This is a genomic window from Aquimarina sp. AD10, assembly GCF_003443715.1.
GTDB lineage: Bacteria > Bacteroidota > Bacteroidia > Flavobacteriales > Flavobacteriaceae > Aquimarina > Aquimarina aggregata.
This window is the reverse complement of the sequence record NZ_CP031965.1, coordinates 1,079,191-1,102,138: the sequence shown is the minus strand read 5'-3', so window position 1 is coordinate 1,102,138 and position 22,948 is coordinate 1,079,191. Positions and strand designations below refer to the sequence as shown.

General features: G+C 30.5%; 21 protein-coding genes. 16 read left to right on the top strand and 5 right to left on the bottom strand.

Features of this window, described 5'->3' with window-relative positions; translation table 11 throughout:
- The first annotated feature begins 152 nt into the window (after positions 1-152).
- The 3 genes from D1816_RS04650 (at position 153) to D1816_RS04640 (ending at position 3,696) form a co-directional block, all read left to right on the top strand.
- Positions 153-536, top strand: a complete 384-nt coding sequence (locus D1816_RS04650; protein WP_147405079.1) for a hypothetical protein — start codon at positions 153-155, stop codon at positions 534-536.
- Between the two features lie 6 nt (positions 537-542).
- Positions 543-2,153: a D-arabinono-1,4-lactone oxidase gene (locus tag D1816_RS04645; RefSeq protein WP_118501372.1), complete on the top strand. Its 1,611-nt coding sequence runs from the start codon at positions 543-545 to the stop codon at positions 2,151-2,153.
- Between the two features lie 91 nt (positions 2,154-2,244).
- Positions 2,245-3,696, top strand: a complete 1,452-nt coding sequence (locus tag D1816_RS04640; RefSeq protein WP_118501371.1) for a metallophosphoesterase — start codon at positions 2,245-2,247, stop codon at positions 3,694-3,696.
- Between the two features lie 63 nt (positions 3,697-3,759).
- On the opposite strand, the gene D1816_RS04635 is transcribed toward D1816_RS04640, so the two are convergent.
- Positions 3,760-4,530, bottom strand: coding sequence for an N-acetylmuramoyl-L-alanine amidase (locus D1816_RS04635; RefSeq protein ID WP_118501370.1), 771 nt, complete (start codon positions 4,528-4,530; stop codon positions 3,760-3,762).
- A 253-nt stretch (positions 4,531-4,783) separates the two neighbouring features.
- Positions 4,784-5,209: a DUF4231 domain-containing protein gene (locus tag D1816_RS04630; protein WP_066309909.1), complete on the bottom strand. Its 426-nt coding sequence runs from the start codon at positions 5,207-5,209 to the stop codon at positions 4,784-4,786.
- A 161-nt stretch (positions 5,210-5,370) separates the two neighbouring features.
- Here D1816_RS04630 and D1816_RS04625 point away from each other — a divergent pair, with 161 nt between their 5' ends.
- Positions 5,371-6,111 carry a toll/interleukin-1 receptor domain-containing protein gene (locus D1816_RS04625; RefSeq protein ID WP_118501369.1) on the top strand — a complete coding sequence of 247 codons (741 nt, stop codon included), beginning with the start codon at positions 5,371-5,373 and terminating at the stop codon, positions 6,109-6,111.
- Positions 6,112-6,134: 23 nt separating this feature from the next.
- On the opposite strand, the gene D1816_RS25580 is transcribed toward D1816_RS04625, so the two are convergent.
- The gene (locus D1816_RS25580) at positions 6,135-6,392 is read right to left on the bottom strand and encodes a hypothetical protein (RefSeq protein ID WP_147405078.1); all 258 of its coding nucleotides are present in this window, start codon (positions 6,390-6,392) and stop codon (positions 6,135-6,137) included.
- Positions 6,393-7,003: 611 nt separating this feature from the next.
- Between D1816_RS25580 and D1816_RS04620 the strand changes: the two genes are divergently transcribed.
- The 10 genes from D1816_RS04620 (at position 7,004) to D1816_RS04575 (ending at position 17,379) form a co-directional block, all read left to right on the top strand.
- Positions 7,004-7,540, top strand: coding sequence for a Crp/Fnr family transcriptional regulator (locus D1816_RS04620; protein WP_066309915.1), 537 nt, complete (start codon positions 7,004-7,006; stop codon positions 7,538-7,540).
- A gap of 76 nt (positions 7,541-7,616) precedes the next feature.
- Positions 7,617-8,141 (top strand): GNAT family N-acetyltransferase, encoded by a 525-nt coding sequence (locus tag D1816_RS04615; protein WP_066309917.1) that lies wholly within the window; start codon positions 7,617-7,619, stop codon positions 8,139-8,141.
- Between the two features lie 54 nt (positions 8,142-8,195).
- Positions 8,196-9,509, top strand: coding sequence for a DEAD/DEAH box helicase (locus D1816_RS04610; protein ID WP_118501368.1), 1,314 nt, complete (start codon positions 8,196-8,198; stop codon positions 9,507-9,509).
- 23 nt (positions 9,510-9,532) lie between these two features.
- Positions 9,533-10,843, top strand: a complete 1,311-nt coding sequence (locus D1816_RS04605) for a DEAD/DEAH box helicase (protein ID WP_118501367.1) — start codon at positions 9,533-9,535, stop codon at positions 10,841-10,843.
- A 95-nt stretch (positions 10,844-10,938) separates the two neighbouring features.
- Positions 10,939-11,130 carry a cold-shock protein gene (locus D1816_RS04600; RefSeq protein ID WP_066309925.1) on the top strand — a complete coding sequence of 64 codons (192 nt, stop codon included), beginning with the start codon at positions 10,939-10,941 and terminating at the stop codon, positions 11,128-11,130.
- A gap of 89 nt (positions 11,131-11,219) precedes the next feature.
- The gene (locus D1816_RS04595) at positions 11,220-11,537 is read left to right on the top strand and encodes a DUF6660 family protein (protein WP_118501366.1); all 318 of its coding nucleotides are present in this window, start codon (positions 11,220-11,222) and stop codon (positions 11,535-11,537) included.
- A gap of 58 nt (positions 11,538-11,595) precedes the next feature.
- Complete coding sequence (locus D1816_RS04590) at positions 11,596-13,782, top strand: TonB-dependent receptor (protein WP_118501365.1); 2,187 nt, start codon at positions 11,596-11,598, stop codon at positions 13,780-13,782.
- A 129-nt stretch (positions 13,783-13,911) separates the two neighbouring features.
- Positions 13,912-14,964: an AraC family transcriptional regulator gene (locus tag D1816_RS04585; protein ID WP_066309934.1), complete on the top strand. Its 1,053-nt coding sequence runs from the start codon at positions 13,912-13,914 to the stop codon at positions 14,962-14,964.
- A gap of 155 nt (positions 14,965-15,119) precedes the next feature.
- Positions 15,120-15,692, top strand: a complete 573-nt coding sequence (locus tag D1816_RS04580) for a uracil-DNA glycosylase family protein (protein WP_118501364.1) — start codon at positions 15,120-15,122, stop codon at positions 15,690-15,692.
- Between the two features lie 133 nt (positions 15,693-15,825).
- Positions 15,826-17,379 (top strand): DEAD/DEAH box helicase, encoded by a 1,554-nt coding sequence (locus D1816_RS04575; RefSeq protein ID WP_066309937.1) that lies wholly within the window; start codon positions 15,826-15,828, stop codon positions 17,377-17,379.
- Position 17,380: 1 nt separating this feature from the next.
- Here D1816_RS04575 and rlmF read toward each other — a convergent pair whose 3' ends face one another.
- Both rlmF and D1816_RS04565 read right to left on the bottom strand, forming a co-directional pair.
- Complete coding sequence (gene rlmF / locus D1816_RS04570) at positions 17,381-18,238, bottom strand: 23S rRNA (adenine(1618)-N(6))-methyltransferase RlmF (protein ID WP_118501363.1); 858 nt, start codon at positions 18,236-18,238, stop codon at positions 17,381-17,383.
- An 88-nt stretch (positions 18,239-18,326) separates the two neighbouring features.
- Complete coding sequence (locus D1816_RS04565; RefSeq protein ID WP_118501362.1) at positions 18,327-20,765, bottom strand: outer membrane beta-barrel family protein; 2,439 nt, start codon at positions 20,763-20,765, stop codon at positions 18,327-18,329.
- Positions 20,766-21,019: 254 nt separating this feature from the next.
- Between D1816_RS04565 and D1816_RS04560 the strand changes: the two genes are divergently transcribed.
- Positions 21,020-22,156, top strand: coding sequence for a sensor histidine kinase (locus D1816_RS04560; protein ID WP_118501361.1), 1,137 nt, complete (start codon positions 21,020-21,022; stop codon positions 22,154-22,156).
- The gene (locus tag D1816_RS04555; protein ID WP_118501360.1) at positions 22,153-22,890 is read left to right on the top strand and encodes a LytTR family DNA-binding domain-containing protein; all 738 of its coding nucleotides are present in this window, start codon (positions 22,153-22,155) and stop codon (positions 22,888-22,890) included. Before D1816_RS04560 ends, D1816_RS04555 begins: the two co-directional genes overlap by 4 nt.
- Positions 22,891-22,948 lie beyond the last annotated feature (58 nt).

Sequence of the window (22,948 nt, the reverse complement as noted above, 5' to 3'; positions counted from 1 at the left end):
TTAGGTCAATTTTAAAAAATTCTATTTCTATTTTCGAATAATAATAATTAAATTTAAACTCCTCTAATTGTCATAATGCCCTCATAGCTTTATTAATCTGATTACCAATAGCTTTAATGTGTAAAAACATGAAGTTGTTTAAAATATTTGTTATGACAATATTTTCTAAAAATATAGTACACAAAATACTATTAATCTGTGGTATTATTTTGTTATTTAATTCATGTTACTCTGTAAGACTTGTTAGTACCAATGGTGCGCCAATGCCATGTCAAACCGGGGTAGATGTTGAATGCCCTGAAGGATTGGGGAATTACTACAGAGATAAAAGAGTCATCGTTATTGATACGGTTATAAAAACCGGAGCGGCTGTTGATGACGCAACGATGCGAATACAAAGATTGGGGTGTGAGAGTGGAAAAATATTTTCTGTAGAGTATAAAAATACTCTGGGAGGGTCTCTTTTATATATCGCAACCTTTGGAAGCAAGCGAAAAGTAAAAATAAAATACGTCTGTATGAAACCAGAAAATTAATAAATTATGGCAAATACTACTTCTCATCACACATCACACTGGGATACACTACATAATAATGGCCCTTTTCCATTAAAGCTATTACAAAAAACAAAATTAGAAGGAAAAGCTAATATGCCTTCTGAAATTGATAGGTATAATGATGCTGCCGCTGAAATTCGTCATCTTTTACAAGATGCATTGGATAACAATGAGGGTTTTAGGGCATATGGAGCGCGTTGGTCGATGTCTAGTATAGCACATCAAAAAGATAGAATGCACTATAATGTTTTTATGAATTTAGATTTACAAATCTCTTCAAGAGATCTTCATCATCAAACGGTTTATGAACAATCTAATATATTCTTTTTTGAATGTGGTAATACTATAAAAGAAATTTCTCAGGCGCTAGGAGCGCATGGCAAATCCTTAAAAACTAGTGGTGCAAGTAATGGGCAAACCATTGCGGGTTGTATTGGTACCGGTGTTCATGGATCTGCTCTTGATGTCGGATCAGTTCAGGACTATGTTATTGGTCTTAATTTAATTTTAGGGCCTAAGCCTGAAGATATTGTATATATAGAAAGACATACCAAACCAGCTTTAAATGATGCCTTTGCACATAAAATTAAAGCAAGAGTTATTCGTAATGATGGATTGTTTAATGCGGCATTGGTAGGATTGGGCTCATTCGGATTTATACATGGCGTAACCATTGAAGCAGAAGATCAATTTTTATTAAAAAGATATGTAAGAAAAATAGATAAGAATATAGCTTTGAGACTTGCTACAACAATGGATTTTGCAAACTCAGATTTTAAAATTGATAACGAAGTTGATGCAAACGGAAGAGGAAAAAGACCATATCATTACAAAGTTTTTATTAATCCTTATACGTCAGAGGATACATATGTTATTGAGGCTATATATAAAAAAACGTACACAAATAATTATCCTGATCCTTTTACTACAATTGAAAAATCAGTTTATAAGGATCTAATACATCTTTTGATAAAAATAAGCGAACGATTTCCAAAAAAAATACCTTGGTTTATAAAACGATTACAAAAACAAATTTTACCCGATGTAGATGAAGAATCATTAGGAACACTTTATGAAACCTTTTGGGATGCACCATACCAAGGACCAGCTTTTGCATGTTCTTTTGGAGTTGATCATAAAGATTCAAAGAAAGCATTGCAATTATTAGTTGATTTAACAAACAATGAAGGTCCCATTCCTGGTATTTATGCAATGAGATTTGTCAAAAAAACAGAAGCTACACTGGGATTCACAAAATTCCCGATTACCTGTATGATAGAAATTGATGGCGTATTATGGAAAAAAAGTAATCAATTAATGAGTTTAAAAGAATTCTCGCGCAGAATGATTCAGGTATTACAACAAAATAGTATTGATTTTACAATACATTGGGGAAAAAATTCGGATTGGGGATTCCCTAATTTAGTAAAAGACATGTATGGCGCCAAAGCTGATGAATGGAAGAATTATAGAGAAAACCTGTTGTCTAAAGAGATGTTAAACGTGTTTTCTAATGATTTTTTGAAAACAATAAAGCTATATGATGCCTCAAACACCAATGTCGTAGATGAAGAACTAATTGCATCGATAACATAAAAAAGGTTAGGTGTAATTTTAATAGGAAATTAAGCGTACAGTAGTATAATAATTCATTTTATATATAACAGACTTTTAAATCCTTTTAATTATGAATCAAATCAAGTTTAGCCAAGACCAGCAAGAGTTTTTAAAAGAAATAGAGAAGAAATTATCTTCACATTTTGATCAGAATTTATCAAAAGATATTATTTCTAAGATTCCTCAATTTTGGGAATTTCTAATTGGTTGTGAAAAGTCTCTAATTGATCGTCATTTTCCTTTAGAAAAAGATAGATATGATAAAGAGTATGGATTTGCTCTGTATTTGCTTAATCATGAAATTCCTTCTTCTCTAACAAATTTATTGAAAAGGATGTATAAAATGCCAGATAGTAGTCTTGATTTTGATAAACTGATCAAAGATATAGAAGATGAAGGTTGGTTAAGTGGAGATGGAAGTTTGTATGCTATTTCTAAATATGCAGCATTGGATCCAGGGTGGTTTATTTCACTTCTGGATTATTTATGGTATAAATATTTGGATCCAAAAGGAGTTCATGATTTTAAAGAAGCGAATATTATTATACCGGCTCATTCTGAACCATTACCTACAAACATTTCTATTGCGGTTATAGGTGATTGGGGAACCGGCGTTTGGGAAGATGGGAATGAAAAGTACTGTCCTGCTCAGTTGGTAATTGATGGCCTTAAAAATTTAGAAAAGCAGCCAGATATCATTATTCACTTGGGCGATGTTTATTATGCTGGTACAGAAAATGAAGAATTAAAAAACTTTGTAAATATGTTGCCAGATGAGTATAAGAATAAGGTATTTACATTAAATAGTAACCATGAGATGTATAATGGTGCTAATGGATATTTTAATGAAGCCTTGAGCTCATCTTTTTTAACACAACAATCAGAAACTAGTTATTTTGCCATAGAGACAAATGATTGGATAATTGTTGCCTTAGATTCTGCATATTATGATGAGAGTAATTTGTACCTAAAAGGGGCGTTGACTAATTCTAAAGTACAGAATAACTCTCAAATAAAGTTTTTGACCGAAATGGCCAATAAACAAAAACAATTGATCCTAATGACCCATCACAATGGTATCACATATGATGCCAGTGAACTTAATAACCCGTTATGGGATCAGGTTATTGGCGCACTAGGAGGTGCAGCTCCAGATGTATGGTATTGGGGACATATTCATAATGGAATTGTTTATAAAGAAGATCTTGATATTACTAATAGTTATAAAACAATAGGTGGTAATCCTTCCAAACTTCGTTGTTGTGGCCATGCAGCTATACCCTTTGGTAATGCTTCTGGTTTAAATGTAGATGGAAAAGTAATAGACAATGTTTTATACTATGCGCATACCCCTATGAATGCCCCAAATCCTGATCCAACTCAAAAATTAAGAGTTTTAAACGGTTTCGCAATCCTAGAGATTAATAATAAAGAACTTTTTGAAACCTTTTATGAAGTATCAAATACTAGCAGAACACCAATAAAAAAATGGTCGTCTGTACCAGATGCAGTAAATATATAGTATGTTAAACTATTAAATTTTAAACGCCTATACTTAATATAACTAAAAAGTATAGGTGTTTTTTTAGTTATTTACGGCATCAATAAGTTTGTCCCAATCAAAAGCTTCTCCTATATCCCATTTACCTGATTTTCTAAAATTTACGTGGGATACAATACCATTAAAATTCTCAATTTCACTTTTGCCTAAAGTTTCATATCTTCTATTTGGTGGTAAAAATTCACGCGGAATATTATACGTATTGGTTAGATATTTTAATAATATTGCCAAGCTCTTATATTGATTTTGTGTGAATGTTGCAAAATATTGCTCACCTCTAAAAGGAGTATTAAGTTTAGTATAAAAACGCGTATCTTGTTTACTGCAATACACATCAGAATCTGAATATGAAGACACCAGATTTGGACCGTTTTCTCTTAAAAAACCAATATTAGAAAGCTCTATACCTATGGTTTGCTTACTCATAATAGTATTGCCTCCAACAGCACCTCTTCCTAAATGATATGACCAAAATCCAGAAGACCATAATTTTAATATGGTTCCGTCACGAGCAATTACAAAAGGAGTAGAAACATGGTTAGAAGGCATTGTAAGTTGGGCCATATCTCCTTTTAGATAACCAGCAGTAAAATGCAAGACAATTTTATTTTTAGTGACGGTCTCTTTATAATAAAAAGAATCATCATTATTTTCTCGCACGCAATCCAAATAATCCATTGTGCCTCCATCACCAGTTGCTATGGATTCGGGAGTTAATATAAATTGCTTTTCTAAAGAGTCCCTACCATTTTTTAAAAATGATTTTTCATGCGCTGGAATACTTGATGCTTTCATTTACTTTTTATTTAATGTTATATAATTACGTATCAAGAGCTACTTAAGAAAATAAGCTTTGATTTTTAATTTATTAGATGTTTACTAGGTAAAAAATCTAATCTAAATAGTAATAGTGGGGAGTTTTTTGTTCGAAAGAACACGGCTTAAAAAATTTACTAAATAAATATACTAAAAATACTAGTGCTAATATAGCGTTACCGCTGAAATTATTGTATGAAATTTTTATTAAAAAAAATGAAAAGACAGGTATTTAAACATCTTCTTTCATGATATCACTCCATGTAGAATTTTCAGAACTAATTAAAGCTTCAACACGTCCTACAAATACATTAAAGTAGTTTTTTTCATCTTTATAGTGTCCAGAGCGGGTAAGATACATGAATTTTTCATGTTTTAATGATTCAGATGTTGTACGATACTTAACCCATTTCTCATGATATTTGACTAATGCAGAAATTCCTGCAAGTATAGCAACTAACATACCAAGAGAACCAATAACATAATTTATGTAATCGGGCCCATTTTTTGAGAAACCAGAAAAGAATGGAATAAGAGAAGAAAAAACTATTACGCAACCCTGTATTGTAAAATGCAGCTTTTTATTTTTTGCACTTTTTTTGTCATACCACCGTATTTGGACTTCAACTCTTTCCTTTAAATATTCATCTTCGTGCATCTATTTTTATTTTTGTCAAAATTGAAGTTAAATTTAGTAATCTTAATTGTTATAGTATAAATTCAACATACATTTTTTAATAAAGAGTATATACTTATGTGTAATTTTTATTTAATTCGCTTAATATTAACCTTCATTGTATTTCAACCCTTAAAACCGATATGAAGAGAGACGGAGTTTTTATTAGTTATAGTAAAAAAGATGTTAAATGGTTAGACTATTTAAGAGTACATCTAAGCTTTTTAGAACGTGAGTATAAGCTTACTATTTGGGAAGATTCAAAGATAGAAGTAGGAGCAGAGTGGCGTACAGAAATAAACAAAGCTATAAGTGCTACTAAAGTTGCCATTTTAATGGTTAGTGCTAATTTTCTATCGTCAGAATTTATAAATAATGAAGAGCTGCCAGCCCTTTTGGCTGCGGCTAAAGAAGAAGGAGCTTATATTTTTCCGATCATTGTGAGCCATTGTATGTTTTCAGATATAGAAGCCATCTCTAAGTTTCAAACCATTAACCCACCCACAAAACCATTAACTGTAATGGATGAGGGACAGATTGATGCTCTTTTTGTTAAAGTCACAAGAGAAGTAAAGCGAGTTTTATCTTCGGATACCGTAACGCCACATAACCATAATATTCCAACATCTATAGATGTTTTAAAAGCATCTTTCATAAGGGTAAAGGTTATGAATATTCTTTTTAGTAAAACTGAAAATATAGATGGATTATCAATAAAAGAAATCTATACCTTGTCTAATATAGATAAACGCAAAGAAGTTATTCGTGTAATACACGAATTAGAAGCATTAGAAATATTAGATAAGAGCAAGAAAGGTAATATAACCTATTATAAACTAACATCTTTAGGGCACAATTTTATTTCTGAGCATGCACTATTATAGTTCGATTTAAATACTTGGTTGGTTTACCTTATATACTCATGTTTTACGTCCTGAGCGAGACGGAATAAAGCAAACCAACTCAAATACGAACTCAATTGGCAACCAATACTTCTTAAACTTTCTCTTACATTGTTTATAACTCTTATTGTTATTCCTCCATACGATTCGTCATCTCTGGTGATCCAATAAACAGTTTTTAGAAAAAGTTCAATCAAAGATTGATTTACTGCCAACGGACCAGTAGGGGTGCTCAGTCGTAAATGTATGTTTGGTTTGAACATGATTAAATAATTAATAAATTAATATAATAAACTTAAATTTTTTACTCCAAAATTTATGCCATAAACTGACTTTTAGATAAATAACTTTTAGTAGCAAAAAGTTATAAATAAAAAGTATTTTCAATATGCATCTCTTTCCTTGAATTTCATCAAGAATTAGCAAGTAAACATCCTAAAATTATGAGCCTTACTTAATAAAAGCTACTCATTTTTTATATTTAAATATATATGTTTTTTAGCGGGGTATTCTAATCATAGAATCTATAGATTAGAAAACTTGAAAAACATAATTTTTGAGCAATTTCCCGAGACAGGGAAACCAAACTATGTCCCTATATTGAGAATTGAACAAAAAAGTAAAGAAATGAATCGTTCATAATTCTTATAATTTGTTACAATGCAAATTTACTTTTTATTTTTCATATATACAATGAGGTAAAACCGTAAAATTGAGGGAAATATCCCCTTTTTATTCTAGTTAGAATACTGTAGATTGATCTACTTATAAAGCCTCTATAATAATCTTTATAGTAGAAATATAGTTGTGAATTAAAAGAGATGTTTGTTAAAAACATTACATTTATTTGGCTCTAAAGCATCAAGAAAATAGCATGACAGCAATTCAAAGATTAAAAAACATTTTAGAAGAAGATGGTATTCTCTCAAAAACTATTATGATCGAGCGTGACCAATTTTTAAAAAAGGAAAATACAATTAATACAAATTTATATTTTGTTTTGCAGGGTAGTTTAAGAGTCTTTTTCATGAATGAGTATGAAGAGCATATTTTATACTTCGGATACAAAAAGTCTTTGATTACTGCATTGGATTCATTTTTTTCTGCTAAGTCTTCAATATTACAAATTCAAGCCATAAAAAAAACCAGAGTAATCTATATTTCCAAAATTGATTTCATGACATATATGAGTAAGAATCCAGAAAATTTACAATTATGGCATGAGATTTTAGAAGAACTTATTCAGTTACAAATAGAAAGAGAAATAGATCTTCATATTAAATCTCCTTTAGAACGATACCAAAGAATTTTAGATAGAAGGCCTGAGTTGTTTCAAGAAATTCCGCATAAATACATTGCCTCATACCTACGTATGGCTCCAGAGACATTATCGAGAATTAAAAAATCTTGATTTCAGTCAATCTTTTTATGTTAAGGATGTCATTATTTTTGTCCTTAACATAGTATATATAAATCAAAAGAAAAAGATGCAAGACTTTAAAGTAGAATTACTAACTAAGAGTAATAGCGATTTGTTTTTTCACCTTATTGATACCAATAGAAATCGACTGGAGGATTTTTTTGCTGGCACCGTAGCACGAACTTTGACGTTAGAAGATACTAAAGAATATTGTGCAGAGATAGAAACCAAAATAAAAGAAAAAACCTACTTTCCTTATATGATTATAGATCAAAAGACTAAAATGTTTATAGGACTTATAGATGTAAAAAATATAGATTGGAGTATTCCAAAAGCAGAATTAGGGGCATTTATTGATAGTAATTTTGAAGGTAAAGGAATTGTTTTCAATTCAGTTTCAGGTTTAATCGATGAAATTGTAAAAGAACATGGGTTTAAGAAATTATTGTGTAGAATATCTAATAGAAATAGTAGAAGTATAAATGTTGCTCTAAAAAGTGGTTTCGAACTCGAAGGAACAATAAGATATGATTATAAAACTACCAAAGGAGAGATCGTTGATCTAAATTATTATGGAAAAATTTTTAAGTAACCATAATCAAATCATATTTTCGTTTTATAGAACTATCTTTGCATAAAAGATTTTATGTCAAAGAAGTTTTCCGATCTAGGAATTTCAACACTATTACAAAAAGGTTTAGCAGATTTAAACTTTACTACACCAACAGAAATACAAGAAAAAACAATTTCGGTTTTATTAAATGAGAAAAATGATTTTGTAGGACTTGCAAAAACAGGTACTGGTAAAACAGCTGCTTTTGGACTGCCGCTCTTACAACTTGTCGATATCACCAATCCTAAAATACAGGCCGTCGTTTTAGTTCCTACTAGAGAGTTGGGTCATCAGATATATGAGAATTTACTTTCCTTTTCCACACATCTTGAAGATATTTCTATAGCAAGTATTTGCGGAGGAATACCTATTAAACCACAAATAGAAAGATTAACTAATACGACACATATTGTCGTAGCAACACCAGGCCGCTTAATCGATTTAATTAAAAGACAGGTCATACAATTAGATAATACTAAATATCTGGTTCTTGATGAAGCAGATGAAATGATAAGCGTTTTAAATGATGGATTAGATGAAATAGTTAAGGTATTGCCTAAAAACCGAAGAACATTTTTGTTTACTGCAACAATGCCTGGAACAATTAAGCAAATGGTCCAAAACTATATGTCTAAGCATGTAACACAGGTAAGTGTTAATATGGAAACATTGGGGCATCAAGATATAGATCATCAATACGTTATTGTAAAACCAATAGAGAAACTACAGGTTTTAATGCATTTTCTAAACACAAAAGAAGGAGAACGTGGAATAATATTTTGCAAAACTAAAGCTGCAGTAAATAAACTGGCAAAGAATCTTGCGATACATAAATTTTCATCAGGTGCACTTCACGGAAGTTTATCTCAACCCATCCGAGACAGAATTATGGAGCAATTTAGAGAAGGACATATTAATATACTAATTGCTACAGATTTAGCTGCAAGAGGAATTGATGTTAAAGAGGTGTCTTATGTAGTAAACTATCATTTACCAGATGTTTATGATACTTATGTACATAGAAGTGGAAGAACTGCTAGGGCAGGAGCTAAGGGTATTTCTTTAACTGTGATTCAAGAAGAAGAAGAAGTTGATATTGCAGAGTTTTCTGATGTATTAGGAATTGATTTTAAAAGCTTTAAAAAAGCTGATCAACAAAGTATAGATGAAAACAATGGTCTTTTGTGGGCAAAGAGAATATTTAAGACAAAACCTAATCGCGAACTTTCTAGTGCGTATAAAGAAAAGATAAAAACAATATTTCATCACCTTACTAAAGATGAATTGATAGAGAAAATGTTGTCGAACCATTGGTCACAACAAAATACTAGTGACAAAAAGAACTAAATCAAATAATACCACCAATAGAAATGGCTAACCAAATAAAAGGGCAAGATAGTATTCTAAATAAACTGAATATTGACAATCTAAATCCAATGCAAGAAGAAGCATTAGCTACTATTAAAAACAATGAAAATACAATAATACTGTCGCCTACAGGTACTGGTAAAACTTTGGCCTTTTTATTACCAGTTATAAGTGATTTAGATCCGGATTGTCAGGACATACAGGCTTTAATTTTGGTACCTTCAAGAGAATTAGCGATTCAAATAGAACAAGTAGTACGTGAGATGGGCTCTGGGTTTAAGGTCAATGCAGTTTATGGTGGACGTTCTATGTCTAAGGATAAAGTAGAACTAAAGCATGCACCAGCAATTCTTATCGGTACTCCGGGTAGAATAGCAGATCATTTTGGACGAGAACGTTTTTCTAAAGAAAATATAAAAACCTTGGTTTTAGATGAATTTGATAAGTCTTTAGAAACCGGTTTCGAATATGAAATGAGAGGTATTATCAATGAATTGCCCAATGTTCATAAAAGAATATTGACATCAGCGACTCAAGAAATAGATATTCCTGATTTTGTAAAATTAGAACACCTAGAAGTTATCAATTATCTGGATCAAGGGGTTTCTAATTTAGAAGTAAAAACTGTAGTATCTCCTTCAAGAAATAAACTTAATACTTTAGTAGACTTACTATCTGAATTAGGAGATCAACCAGGAATTGTTTTTTGCAATTTAAAAGACACTATTAAAGTAGTAAGCGATTTTTTGTTCAAAAATAAGATCAACCATGGCTGCTTTTATGGTGGTATGGAGCAAAAAGATAGAGAGCGTTCACTTATAAAATTTAGAAATGGTACTCATCAAATAATAGTAGCAACGGATTTGGCAGCTAGGGGAATTGATATTCCAGAGATAAAGTTTATTATTCACTATCAATTACCATTAAAGGTCGAAGAATTTACACATAGAAACGGTAGAACCGCTAGAGTAAATGCAGAAGGAACAGCATATGTATTAAAAGCTCAAGATGAACGATTACCAGAATTTATTAAAAATACTGAAGAAATTAAAGTTACTAGACAATCGGTTAGAAGTCCACAATGTTGGCAGACATTATTTATCTCTGGAGGTAGAAAAGATAAAATATCTAAAGGTGATATTGCGGGATTGTTTTTTAAGCAGGGTAAAATCAATAAAGATCAATTAGGAATTATAGAATTAAAGCAAGATTGTACATTCGTCGCAGTTCCTATAGAAATCGCAGATGAGTTGGTGAAGAATTTAAATAACAGTAGGTTAAAGAAGAAAAAAGTAAGAATAGCTATTGTATAATTGGATTTGGTGAAATATGACATTTTGTTGCTTTTAGTTTTATGGCATCATATTTGACATAGTTAAAGTAATTATTAAAAATTAAATTTATAACAATGAGTAAAGGAACAGTAAAATTCTTCAATGATGCCAAAGGTTTTGGTTTTATAACAGAAGAAGGTTCAAACAAAGAGCATTTTGTGCACATTTCTGGATTAATAGATGAAGTTCGTGAAGGTGATGAAGTTGAATTTGATCTAAAGGAAGGTAAGAAAGGATTAAACGCAGTAAACGTAAAAGTTATCTAATATATACTTATTTCTTTGGTAAAGCCTATCAATATTTGATAGGCTTTTTTGTTTTCAAAACTTTGTATTATTGTATATTTGAAGTATACATGAAAGCAACTACATTCATATTGTCTATTCTTATGCTAGTGTTGGCATTGAAACCATGTTCTGATGGAGATAATGAAGAACATTTGGATGATATAGCTATAGAAAAAAATCATGATCATTCAAAAGATACAGATGATTCTTGTGCATCTATGTGTATTTGTTATTGCTGTGGAGTTACAATTACTTTTGATGCTCCGAAATATTATGACATAGAACCTTCTTCTAATATTTCTACAGAAATTAGTAATGTATATGTCTCTAAATATACATTTGCTTATCTATCCAATATATGGCAACCGCCACAAATGTTAAGCTAACGTATTTTGGCATGTGCCAAAACTTCAAATTTTAGTTTAACTAGATTAATACATACAAATGAATAAAATATTTTTGAGCATTATGCTCATGATACTGTCATGCATATCAATATATGCGCAAACGGTAGAAACTGTTAGTTTAAAAGTATACTCAGAAAACGAAAAACAACCTCTAATAGGAGCAACGGTATATATTAAAAAGATTGATAAGGGTGTAATTACTGATGCTGATGGTATAGCCAGATTCGAAGATGTTGAACACGGAACATATACTATTACAATTTCATTTTTAGGATATACAACTATACATACCAAGATAGAAGTACCAAGTACAGATGACCTTGTTTATTTTCTTAAATCAGAGGGTAATGAACTAGATGAAGTTGTTTTACAATCAACTAGAAGTACAAGAACCATTAAGAGAATACCTACCAGAATAGAATATATAGGTGGAGAAGAACTAGGAGAAAAAATTATGATGAACCCAACTAACATCTCTATGGTGTTGCGTGAAAGTACAGGAATACAAATGCAGCAAACATCCTTAAGTAGTGGTAATAGTAATATTCGTATTCAAGGCTTAGATGGTCGTTATACCCAATTACTCAGAGATGGTTTTCCCTTGTACGGAGGCTTTTCAAGTGGTTTAAGTATACTTCAAATCCCTCCGGTAGATTTAAAACAATTTGAAATTATCAAAGGAAGTTCATCTACACTTTATGGTGGAGGTGCAATTGCGGGTTTAGTAAATATAATATCTAAAACTCCAGACTATGAAGCGGACTTAGACATTATGTTAAACCAAACACAAGCACTTGGAAGTACTGCCAGTATTTTTTATAGTAAGCGCAATGAAAAATTTGGTCTTACAATGTATAGTTCCGGTAACTATCAAAAAGCATACGATCCAGAAGATGATGGTTTCAGTAATTTACCATTAACAAAATCCGTTACTGTAAATCCTAAATTATTTTACTATCCGTCTGAGAATACTACTTTTTGGTTCGGACTTAATGGTACCTATGATGATAGGACAGGAGGAGATATTGTAAGAATTGAAGATGGAAGAGACGGAATCAATCGTTATACCGAAGAAAACATTTCAAAACGTTTAAGTAGTCAAGCAGTCTATACTTCAAACATTGATGATACAAAATCAATAAATATAAAAAACAGTATTTCTTTTTTTGATAGAGATTTAACCATTCCAGATCTAAATTTTAGTGGTAAACAAATAAATACCTTTACAGAAGCTACCTACCGAACACAAAAAAGAGCCTTAGATTGGATTTTTGGTGCAAATTTATATACTGTTAATTTTAATGAAGATGATAATAGCACTTTACAAAGAGATCAAGATGATGTTACTTTAGGAGTATTTACCAATACAACTTATGATCTTTCTACAAACTGGATTATAGAAGCGGGATTAAGAACAGATTATGCTGTTGATTGGGGATTTTTTCCTTTACCAAGAGTTTCTTTACTATATAAATCAGAAACTAATTTCTCCAGTAGAATCGGTGGAGGATTAGGATATAAGATACCAGATATTTTTACAGAAGAGGCCGAATTTATTAGTTTTAATAATGTATTGGCCATTGATAAAGATGCTTTAAAAGCAGAACGCTCTTATGGAATCAATTTGGATTTTAATTATCAAGCTCAATTAACTGAAGAACTTGGTTTTTCTATAAACCAATTGTTTTATACAACAATGATAGACAATGGACTGATATTAAATACAGAAGGAACAGGTTTTTTTGCATTTGAAAATGCAGATGGCAAAATTTTAAGCAAAGGAGCAGAGACCAATATAAAATTTACATATAAAGATTTTAGATGGTTTCTTAATTATGCATTTATAGATACTAGATTAAATTATTTAGATGGTAACCCCCAAAAACCACTTACTGCTCGACATAATGCAGGTAGCGTTATTATGTATGAATCCCCAGTGTGGAGATTTGGTTTTGAAACATATTATACTGGTAAACAGATTTTATCTAATAGCGATAAGACTACAGATTTTATAACAATGGGTTTTTTAGCTATGAAAAACTTTAAATGGGGTAGCGCTTTTGCTAATTTTGAAAACTTTACAGATAGGAGGCAAAGTAGATATTCTCCTCTGGTATTACCACCTAATGATAACCCTACATTTACAGAAATTTATGCTCCAACCGATGGATTTATAGTCAGTTTAGGTGTAATATTAAAACCATTTGGTAACAAAGGTCACTAATTAAATTTTGATAAATAGTAAGTTCTTCACGATAAGGTCGTCAAACAAATGGCCTTATTGTGATTCTAAGTTTAATATAATTATCCATAATAATTATATTTGTAAAATAGGTATAAAGAATTTTTTCAAATGGTAAATAAGATCAATGCCGAAATCAATAAGGTTTATTTTATTAATAAATACACTTTAATTCATATTCTAGAGGGTACTGGAAATATTCAAGTAGATTTCAAGAATTACTATGATTGGCAGGATAAGGCAATTTACCTGGAAAAAGGACAGTATATCAAATTTATGTCTGATGATTTTGTAGTGAGATTTATTGACTTTCCTGATGAAATATTGTTTAAGTCAAAAGATGTGCGAATTTTATTTAAACACCTAATCTCATTGGGGTATATCAATTTTAACGAATGTGAAGATTGTAAAACGTTCTTAAATAATACTGTTTTTAATGATAAACTAACGAATCTAATAGATGTTTCTACAGAACAATGGTATTGGCAAAATCCCTTTCAGGCAAATAAAGAAGAATATCAAGTAATTTTTGATGTTAAGGATTTTATTGATTCAGAATTTACAAATCAAATAAATTCAAAATCTTTAGTAGATCATTTAGTAAACACCCAGTATAATGTACAGCATCTAGTAAAGAATAAGATAGGCATATCTATAAGTAAATTAATAAATAATAAGCGACTTACAGAAAGTCAAAAAGATATAGCTTTTACAGATAAAAGTATTCAAGAAATAGCCTATGAACAAGGTTATAAAGATCCTGCATATTTTAATAGAGATTTCAAAAATAGAATAGGGCAAACGCCTAAGCAATTTAGAGATAGTTTTGATTATAAAAATCGTGATACCTTTTCTCAAGATTTAGTAGAGCTTATTCAATTGTTTCACAAAGAAGAACACGCTCTAGGTTTTTATGCAAATGAGATGAATCTTAGTGTAAAGGCCTTGTCAAAAAAAGTAAAGCAAAAAATGAATGTTTCTTTAGGACAATTAATTCGGTTACAAATTATATTGTCGGCAAAAACAATGCTAGAAAAGGATGAAAGTGTAAAAAACATAGCACATACCCTTGGTTTTGAAGAGGCTAATCATTTTACATCTTTCTTTACAAATTATGTAGGTACACCACCTTCTTCCTATAAAAAAGAAAAGTACAATTTATAGAGACTTTTTTATAGCCTTAAAATATGAATTCATTATCATATTTGTAATGTATTTATTAGAATTAATAAAATAAATACAGAATAGTTAATTTGATAGTTGCTAAAGCATATTGATATGTAATTGATTGATATGCTTTAGTTTTTTACCTTAGTTTTATGAAGAAATTACTAGATGATATTTATAAATGCACAGTATGTAGTGAGCATCTGCCATTAGGGCCTAGGCCCATTGTTTCGGGAAGCAAAAAGAGTAGTATTGTAATTATCGGTCAAGCACCAGGAACGGTAGTACATAGAACAGGTGTGCCTTGGGATGATAAAAGTGGAGAAAATTTGAGGAACTGGCTCGGTATAGATACTACAACATTTTATGATGCAGACAAAGTTGGGTTGGTACCTATGGGATTTTGTTACCCAGGTAGAGGGAAATCAGGAGATTTGCCGCCAAGAAAAGAATGTGCTCCATTATGGCATGATTTACTATTAAATCAGATGAAAGAGGTAAAACTGACAATACTGGTAGGAAAATATGCTCAAGATTATTATCTCAAAGAGAAATCTAAAAGAACACTAACAGAAACCGTTAAAAATTTTGAAGAATACCTACCAGATCATTTTGTATTACCGCATCCGTCTCCAAGAAATAATATATGGCAAGCTAAAAATGAATGGTTTGGAAAGGAAGTATTACCTGTTTTAAAAGAAAAAATTAATAGCCTAAATTTATGATATACCGCATTTTTAAAGGGTAAATAGAGAGTTTTACAGGAAGAAAGATTAAAATATTTGCATTTTTAGCGTTAAAAATCTTTTAAAAAGCCTTTAAAGCCTTAATTTTACAACCCTAAAAAAGAAAAAGGATATGTCGGAGACAATTACAGAACCACAAGAGAAGAAAACAGGTAAAGAGCTTTATAGTTATCAAAAAGGCGCTATAAACAAAATTTTTAAAAGTTTTGAAGATGCTCCAGAAGATTATCACTTATTATATCAATTACCTACAGGTGGTGGTAAGACAGTTATTTTCTCTGAAATTGTTCGACAATATCTTAAGCATCATAACAAGAAAGTCCTGGTAATGACGCACCGTATAGAATTGTGTAAGCAAACTTCTAGTATGCTTACGGGATTTGGTGTAATTAATAAGGTTGTAGATAGTAAGGCAAATCTTGATGATCAAGAAGACTATAGTTGTTTTGTGGCTATGGTTGAAACTTTAAACAATAGATTAAACGAAAACAAACTGGATATATCTGATATTGGGCTAGTAATAATTGATGAGGCTCACTATAATTCTTTTACCAAGTTGTTTAAGTTTTTTGAAAAATCCTTTATTTTAGGAGTAACCGCGACCCCTTTAAGTTCTAATATGAAATTACCCATGAAGGATAATTACAATGAACTTATTACAGGAGAAACTATTGAATCTTTAATAGAAAACGAGTTTCTGGCTAGAGCAGAAGTTTTTGCATATAATATGGGATTAACTTCGTTAGAAGTTGGTTCTAATGGGGACTACACCGTAAAATCATCAGAAGATTTATATACTAATAGTGATATGCTAGGCAAGTTATTAGATGCCTACAAAAAACACTCTTTAGGAAAAAAGACGTTGATTTTTAATAATGGAATTAATACATCATTACATGTTTTTGATACATTTAGAGCAGCAGGTTTTCCTATAGCACACTTAGATAATACTGCTACTAAGAAACAAAGAAAACAAATCTTAACATGGTTTAAAGAAACTCCAGATGCCATTTTAACCTCTGTGAGTATATTAACGACAGGATTTGATGAGCCTACAGTAGATACTATAATTTTGAATAGAGCCACAAAATCGCTAACCCTTTATTATCAAATGATTGGTCGTGGTTCCCGAATTTTAAAGAACAAATCTAAATTTTCTGTTATTGATTTAGGAAATAATCTCTATCGTTTTGGACCTTGGGGAGCCGATTTGGATTGGCAAAAGATATTTAATTCGCCAAACTATTATATGGATAAACTCCTTAATGATGAGGAGATAGAGGGGAAATTTAAACATGAAATGCCGGCAGAATTAAGAGCAGAATTTGCTAATTCTGAAGAGGTATATTTTGATATTAAGGATACGTATATAGATTCTGTTAAAAAGGGAGAATCATCTAAAGTTGTATTAGAGCGTTCTATTGCGCAGCATGCAAAAATTTGTGTAGAAAATAGCGAAGATTTATATGATGCATTGGCTTTAGCCAAAATGCTGGGAGAAGACATTGATCATCGTATAAAAGAATATGCTAAGTGTATAAGTAAAAGTACCCACAATTTCTTATCATGGTTAAAAGATGATTACAGAAAAAAACTTAATGCTTACTTAAGAGAGGATTTTGACACTTTGTTTGAAGAAATTCATGGTAGACCGCCAGAAGATTAATCTAGGTTTTAAACTTCCAGGTGATGCATCTACTTTTTTTATTTCCTTGTGACATTTCAATGATTGTATGATCTGCCTTTATTTTATTTAATTGTTTTTCGATCTTGGGTAGATTTTCTTTTTTTGAAACAAGACAAGTAAAAACTCCAACTTGATTTGCAAAGCTTATACTTTGTTTTATCATACGTTTTATAAAGAGTGCTTCACCACCATTGCACCAAAGTTCGTTGGATTGGCCTCCGAAATTAAGTTGTAAATCACTGGTCCCTTTTAAATTTTGTAATTTTTTAAGGGTTCCTTTTTGTGCCTCTTCTTTTGATTTATGAAAAGGAGGATTACAAATCGTAAAATCAAAATATTCATCAGGTTTTATAATACCATCAAATATATTGGCATTACTTTCTTGAAACCTTATTTCGATTTTTTTTGATAATTCAGAATCGGTTTCTATATTTTGTCTGGCAGCCGCAATAGCAGTTTTGTTAATGTCTGATCCTACCATAGTCCAATTATATACTTTTGCAGCTAGAATAGGATAAATACAATTAGCTCCTGTGCCAATATCTAAACCTTTAATGCTTTTGGACGCATTAGTTTCTAAAAGATCATTAATATGATGAATATAATCTACTCTTCCTGGGATAGGAGGGCATAAATACCCTTTTGGTATATCCCAATTATGAACTGCATAATAATACTTTAAAATAGCTTTGTTGAGCTCAAGAACAGCTTCGGGATTAGAAAAATCTAAAGTCAAGTTCCCGAATGTATTAGTAAAAACAAATTTTTCTAAGGTATCCAAAGATTTAATTAATGCTAAAAAGTCATAAGGTGTATTGTGGATGTTTTTTGGATGCACAGCTAGAAATTTAAGTCAAAGATACTAGTTATAGATGTGATTATAATTGAATCTGAAGTATCAATGTTTTACTTTATAACTTTATAGATTATTCTTGTATTCGTGATTTTTCTTCGTTGGCATTCGTATTTTGTTTAGTGGACCTCACTTTTTTATTACCAAAAGTATAAGAATAGCTCAGTCTAAAAATTCTTGAATTTGTTGATTCTGGTGAATATTCAACATCAAATATATTATTATAGGCTTCTGTTGTTAAAGTACCTATTTTTGATTTAATTGTAATACTTTCTAAAACATCTGTAATTGAGAACTGCAGAGTGCTACCATTTTTAAATTCTTTTTTTACTCCCATATTTAATGAACCAAAGCCAAAAACTTTAGAGCTTCCGTTAAAGTGATTTGATGTATACCACCCTGATAGTTCAAAAGAAAGTTGTTTAGGGAAATTGATAGTTTGATTTCCGTTTAGATTAAAATGAATGTAATCATGTGTAAAAGGTTGAGGAGTATGCAAAATTTTAAATTCTCGTAGACCTATTGTACCGTTTAAATTTAGATTAAACCAATTATTAAATTTAAAGGGTTTATTTATTTGAAAATCAAGACTATTTTGATATTGCAGATTTTGAGGTGCGATAACTGCTAAATCGCTAATAGGATCTTCTTCTACTTGAAAACGAGCAATAGGGTTATCTTCATTTGTAAATGCAATAGAATAATTAGTAGACTTATATGTGTAACTTAAGCTTACCGTGTTTGATATTGCAGGAAGTAATTGAGGATTCCCACTAAAAACCGAAGTAGGAGAGTTGTAACTTAGATACGATGCTAAATCAGAATAATTTGGACGTGTAATGCGTTTTGTATAAACCAAATTAATATTTTGAGTATCAGATATGGTTTTTGTCAGGAAAACTGAAGGAAATAGTTTTCCGAAATTGCGATCCAGAGAAGTGTCATCAAAAGAACGTTTCCAATATTCATAACGCATACCAAATTGTGCGGTTATTGTTGTATTGATTTTGTGATTTAAAATACCATACGTTGCAGCTATTGTTTCATCAATTTGACGATTGCTAATAAATCTATCATCGATAATAAACTCATTATTTTCTAAAATTTCAATTCTGGCTTGATTTTTAGTTTTTGATAAGGATCCTTTTATACCCATTTCTAAATCAAAATTATTATTGATTGTCTTTTTAAAATCAGCTTTTAAAACTCCAATTTTAATATCGGTTTCATTGATACCACGATTTTCAGTATTATAGATATCATTGTCAGGGATAAATTCTTCTCCGTTTTCATCTAAGTATGTACTTTTTACCAGATTTGGTGTTTTGTTATTATAGCTTATATAATCTGCAGATAACCCTATGGTTGATGTTTTTTTCTTAGTCTCAAAAAATACTGAATTTGTAAAATTATTCCATTTACCTTGTCCACGCAACAAAATTTGAGCTTCTAAATACGGATCTGTTTCAAAATCGTAAAACCCCTGATTATTTGTAATTATTGTTGGGTTTGCATGGTTTACTAAGATGTTTGCTCCAAAGTATGTATTTTCATTAACAATATATTCAATACCAGCTGTGGCATTATGACTACGATTTAATTGTTCGGTTTTACTAGAGAAAGAAATAAAAGTAGTTCCTCCAAAAGTTGGATTTTCTGTAGAACCAATACCGGACCATTGACTAAAAGTATCATCATAAGAAAAAGAATACGTTGCATATGTATTAAACTTTTTGCGACCATGATGTAAAGAAAAACTAGTAGTTTGCTTAGGACCTATACCATAACCGCTAGTTGTATTAATAGTACCTCGGGTGCCTAGTGTTTCATTTTTTATAAGAACAATATTTATTATTCCTGCTGTACCATCTACATCATACCGAGCAGATGGATTTGTGAGCAATTCAATTGATTTTATGTTATCGGCATTCATACCGCTAAGCATAGTAATAAGATCTGCAGTAGGCATTCGCATTGGTTTTCCATTAATCATTATAGTCGTACCTGATTTTCCGTTCAAAGAAAAATTGTTATTTCTTTGATCTAATATCACTCCCGGAGATCGCTCTAGTACTTGTAATGCGTTACTTCCTTTGGTTAGTACACTCTGTTGTACGTTAATTATATTTCCTTCTTTAGTTTGATCAATTAATTTTTTTTTAGCAACGATAGACACTTCACTTAAACTAGTAGCTTCTTCTAAAAGTGTTATTGTGGGAAATTGTTTTATGTTTTCTATATCCGATACTGTGAATGGTTTGGATATCCATGTTTGATAGGAGAGTAGACTTACTTGTAGTACGTAAGTTCCTGGTTTAATGTCGTCAATTTTAAATTTACCATCATCATTTGTAATAGTACCTTTATATAAGGTGTTGGAGTTAGAAGCAAATAACATAGTATTTGCAAAAGGAATTGGCATTTCTGACTGATTGAGAATACGGCCTGATACTTGACCATGACTTGAAAAAGTAAATAATAAAATAATTAGCGTAAAGAAAATTTTGCACATATGAATTGTTTTGTAGGCAATTACTTTAAAAAAATATGCATCAAAAAATCAATATGCTTAGAGGTATCGTATTATTGATAACGGGTTTTAAGTAAACATTATAGGGTCTAGAGTTAATAATTTCAGTAATAAAAATAGGATATTTGGCTATTCTAACCTTTTGTCAATAAAATACAACCACTTATCAAGTTTAATCACAAAAACTATAAGAGAATGTAGTAAGATTTGTACTTTGTAGATAACAATAAAGAGCTATGTCTGATTTTATAGGAAAAACCCTAATCAAAACTATAACTAAATATAAAGGTCATCATATTGCTTTTTGGGCTATATATCATTTTGCTTGGTGGTCTATTTATACCGGAAGTATTTGGGGAGTTTTAGAAACGTTTGAACAACCTTATAGTATTGTGAAATATCTTGGATACGTTATATTTCAGGCTTTTGCAGTTTATTTTTGTTTGTACGTTCTGATACCACGTTATCTAGAAAAACGCCAATATTTGATATTTGTGGGGTTATTAACCTTAACAATAATTGTTACATCAATTTGTATAAGTACGAACTATTATATAAGTGGATGGATTGCAGGAAAATCAACATATGAACTTTTTAATATACATCCAGCTTCATTTGTTACAATTTTTAAACAAAATGCGTTTCCTTCTTCTGTGGCTGCTATGACACTAGGAATGAGTATTAAACTTGCCAAAAACTGGCAAGAATCTCAAAAACGCCAACAGATATTAGAAAAAGAGAAATTAGAAACAGAACTTAAGTTTTTAAAATCACAATTTAACCCTCATTTTTTGTTTAATACTATTAATTCAATTTTTGTATTGATAGATAAAAACACAGAAATGGCATCAGAATCATTAGTTAAATTTTCTGGTTTACTGCGGTATCAGCTATATGAATGTAATACAAGTACTATTTCTTTAGAAAAAGAACTTTCTTATATAGCAAGTTTTATGGAGCTTGAAAGTTTACGGCAAAATGAAAATTTTAATCTGGAAACGGTATTTCCTCAAACACTTGATAAAGATTTAGTAATCGCGCCTTTCATCTTAATACCATTTATTGAAAATGCTTTCAAACACCTTTCTGAAGACAAAAAACTAAAAAAATGGATTAGATTAACTATTAGCGTATTAGGTAATGAATTGATTTTTAATCTCACGAACAGCGCAAATTATGATGTTCGTGATTATCAATTAAATGAAAAAATGTATGGTGGTTTAGGATTAAAAAATGTACAACGCCGTTTAGATATTTTATATCCGGATAATTTTACATTATTAATTTCTAAAGATGAAGATGCCTACGCTGTTCAATTAAAACTAAATTTACAAGTAAAGCCTGATGTACAACTAAAAAGAATTACAGCATGATTAAATGTCTTGTAGTAGATGACGAACCCTTGGGAAGAGAGTGTATCATAAATTATATCAATCAAGTTGATTTTCTTACTTGCGTAGGAAGTTGCACAAATGCACTAGAAATTAATACGGTATTAGATCAAGAAGATGTCGATTTACTTTTTTTAGATATACAAATGCCTATTATGAATGGACTAGAATTCTTAAAAATGACATCAAAAACACCTATGACAATTCTAACTACAGCATACCCAAATTATGCGTTAGATGGATTTGATCTTGATGTTTTAGATTATTTATTAAAGCCAATTACTTTTAATCGGTTTTTTACTGCAGTGACTAAGGCTAAAAAACAACATCAACTTACAGAGAATAGTAATACTCAAAAATTAACAAAAGAAGAAGAGGATTGTTTTTTTATAAAATGTGATGGCAAATATGAAAAAATATATTTAAATGATATTTTGTTTGTAAAAGCAATGCAGAATTATGTTATTATTCAAACTAATAGAAGGAAATATGTAAGCCTTTTGTTTCTTAAGAATGTCGAAGAAAAATTAAATTCGACAGATTTTATTAGAGTTCATAAATCCTACATAGTTGCTCTTTCAAAAATAGATACTATAGAAAATCATGAAATACAAATTAAAACTTTTAAAATACCGGTAAGTCGTAATTATAAGAAAACGGTATTTCCCAAAATTTTGGGAAATAAGTTATGGAGTGGGGGAACAAATACAATATAAATAACAACAAAAAAGAGTTGCTTTAGTATCACAACTCTTTTGTATATAAATATAAAAT

Excerpts from the sequence above, each read along its gene's own strand:
- D1816_RS04650 (WP_147405079.1), top strand. The coding sequence starts at position 153 with ATGACAATATTTTCTAAAAATATAGTACACAAAATACTATTAATCTGT.
- D1816_RS04645 (WP_118501372.1), top strand. The coding sequence starts at position 543 with ATGGCAAATACTACTTCTCATCACACATCACACTGGGATACACTACAT.
- D1816_RS04640 (WP_118501371.1), top strand. The coding sequence starts at position 2,245 with ATGAATCAAATCAAGTTTAGCCAAGACCAGCAAGAGTTTTTAAAAGAA.
- D1816_RS04635 (WP_118501370.1), bottom strand. The coding sequence starts at position 4,530 with ATGAAAGCATCAAGTATTCCAGCGCATGAAAAATCATTTTTAAAAAAT.
- D1816_RS04630 (WP_066309909.1), bottom strand. The coding sequence starts at position 5,209 with ATGCACGAAGATGAATATTTAAAGGAAAGAGTTGAAGTCCAAATACGG.
- D1816_RS04625 (WP_118501369.1), top strand. The coding sequence starts at position 5,371 with ATGAAGAGAGACGGAGTTTTTATTAGTTATAGTAAAAAAGATGTTAAA.
- D1816_RS25580 (WP_147405078.1), bottom strand. The coding sequence starts at position 6,392 with ATGTTCAAACCAAACATACATTTACGACTGAGCACCCCTACTGGTCCG.
- D1816_RS04620 (WP_066309915.1), top strand. The coding sequence starts at position 7,004 with ATGACAGCAATTCAAAGATTAAAAAACATTTTAGAAGAAGATGGTATT.
- D1816_RS04615 (WP_066309917.1), top strand. The coding sequence starts at position 7,617 with ATGCAAGACTTTAAAGTAGAATTACTAACTAAGAGTAATAGCGATTTG.
- D1816_RS04610 (WP_118501368.1), top strand. The coding sequence starts at position 8,196 with ATGTCAAAGAAGTTTTCCGATCTAGGAATTTCAACACTATTACAAAAA.
- D1816_RS04605 (WP_118501367.1), top strand. The coding sequence starts at position 9,533 with ATGGCTAACCAAATAAAAGGGCAAGATAGTATTCTAAATAAACTGAAT.
- D1816_RS04600 (WP_066309925.1), top strand. The coding sequence starts at position 10,939 with ATGAGTAAAGGAACAGTAAAATTCTTCAATGATGCCAAAGGTTTTGGT.
- D1816_RS04595 (WP_118501366.1), top strand. The coding sequence starts at position 11,220 with ATGAAAGCAACTACATTCATATTGTCTATTCTTATGCTAGTGTTGGCA.
- D1816_RS04590 (WP_118501365.1), top strand. The coding sequence starts at position 11,596 with ATGAATAAAATATTTTTGAGCATTATGCTCATGATACTGTCATGCATA.
- D1816_RS04585 (WP_066309934.1), top strand. The coding sequence starts at position 13,912 with ATGGTAAATAAGATCAATGCCGAAATCAATAAGGTTTATTTTATTAAT.
- D1816_RS04580 (WP_118501364.1), top strand. The coding sequence starts at position 15,120 with ATGAAGAAATTACTAGATGATATTTATAAATGCACAGTATGTAGTGAG.
- D1816_RS04575 (WP_066309937.1), top strand. The coding sequence starts at position 15,826 with ATGTCGGAGACAATTACAGAACCACAAGAGAAGAAAACAGGTAAAGAG.
- D1816_RS04565 (WP_118501362.1), bottom strand. The coding sequence starts at position 20,765 with ATGTGCAAAATTTTCTTTACGCTAATTATTTTATTATTTACTTTTTCA.
- D1816_RS04560 (WP_118501361.1), top strand. The coding sequence starts at position 21,020 with ATGTCTGATTTTATAGGAAAAACCCTAATCAAAACTATAACTAAATAT.
- D1816_RS04555 (WP_118501360.1), top strand. The coding sequence starts at position 22,153 with ATGATTAAATGTCTTGTAGTAGATGACGAACCCTTGGGAAGAGAGTGT.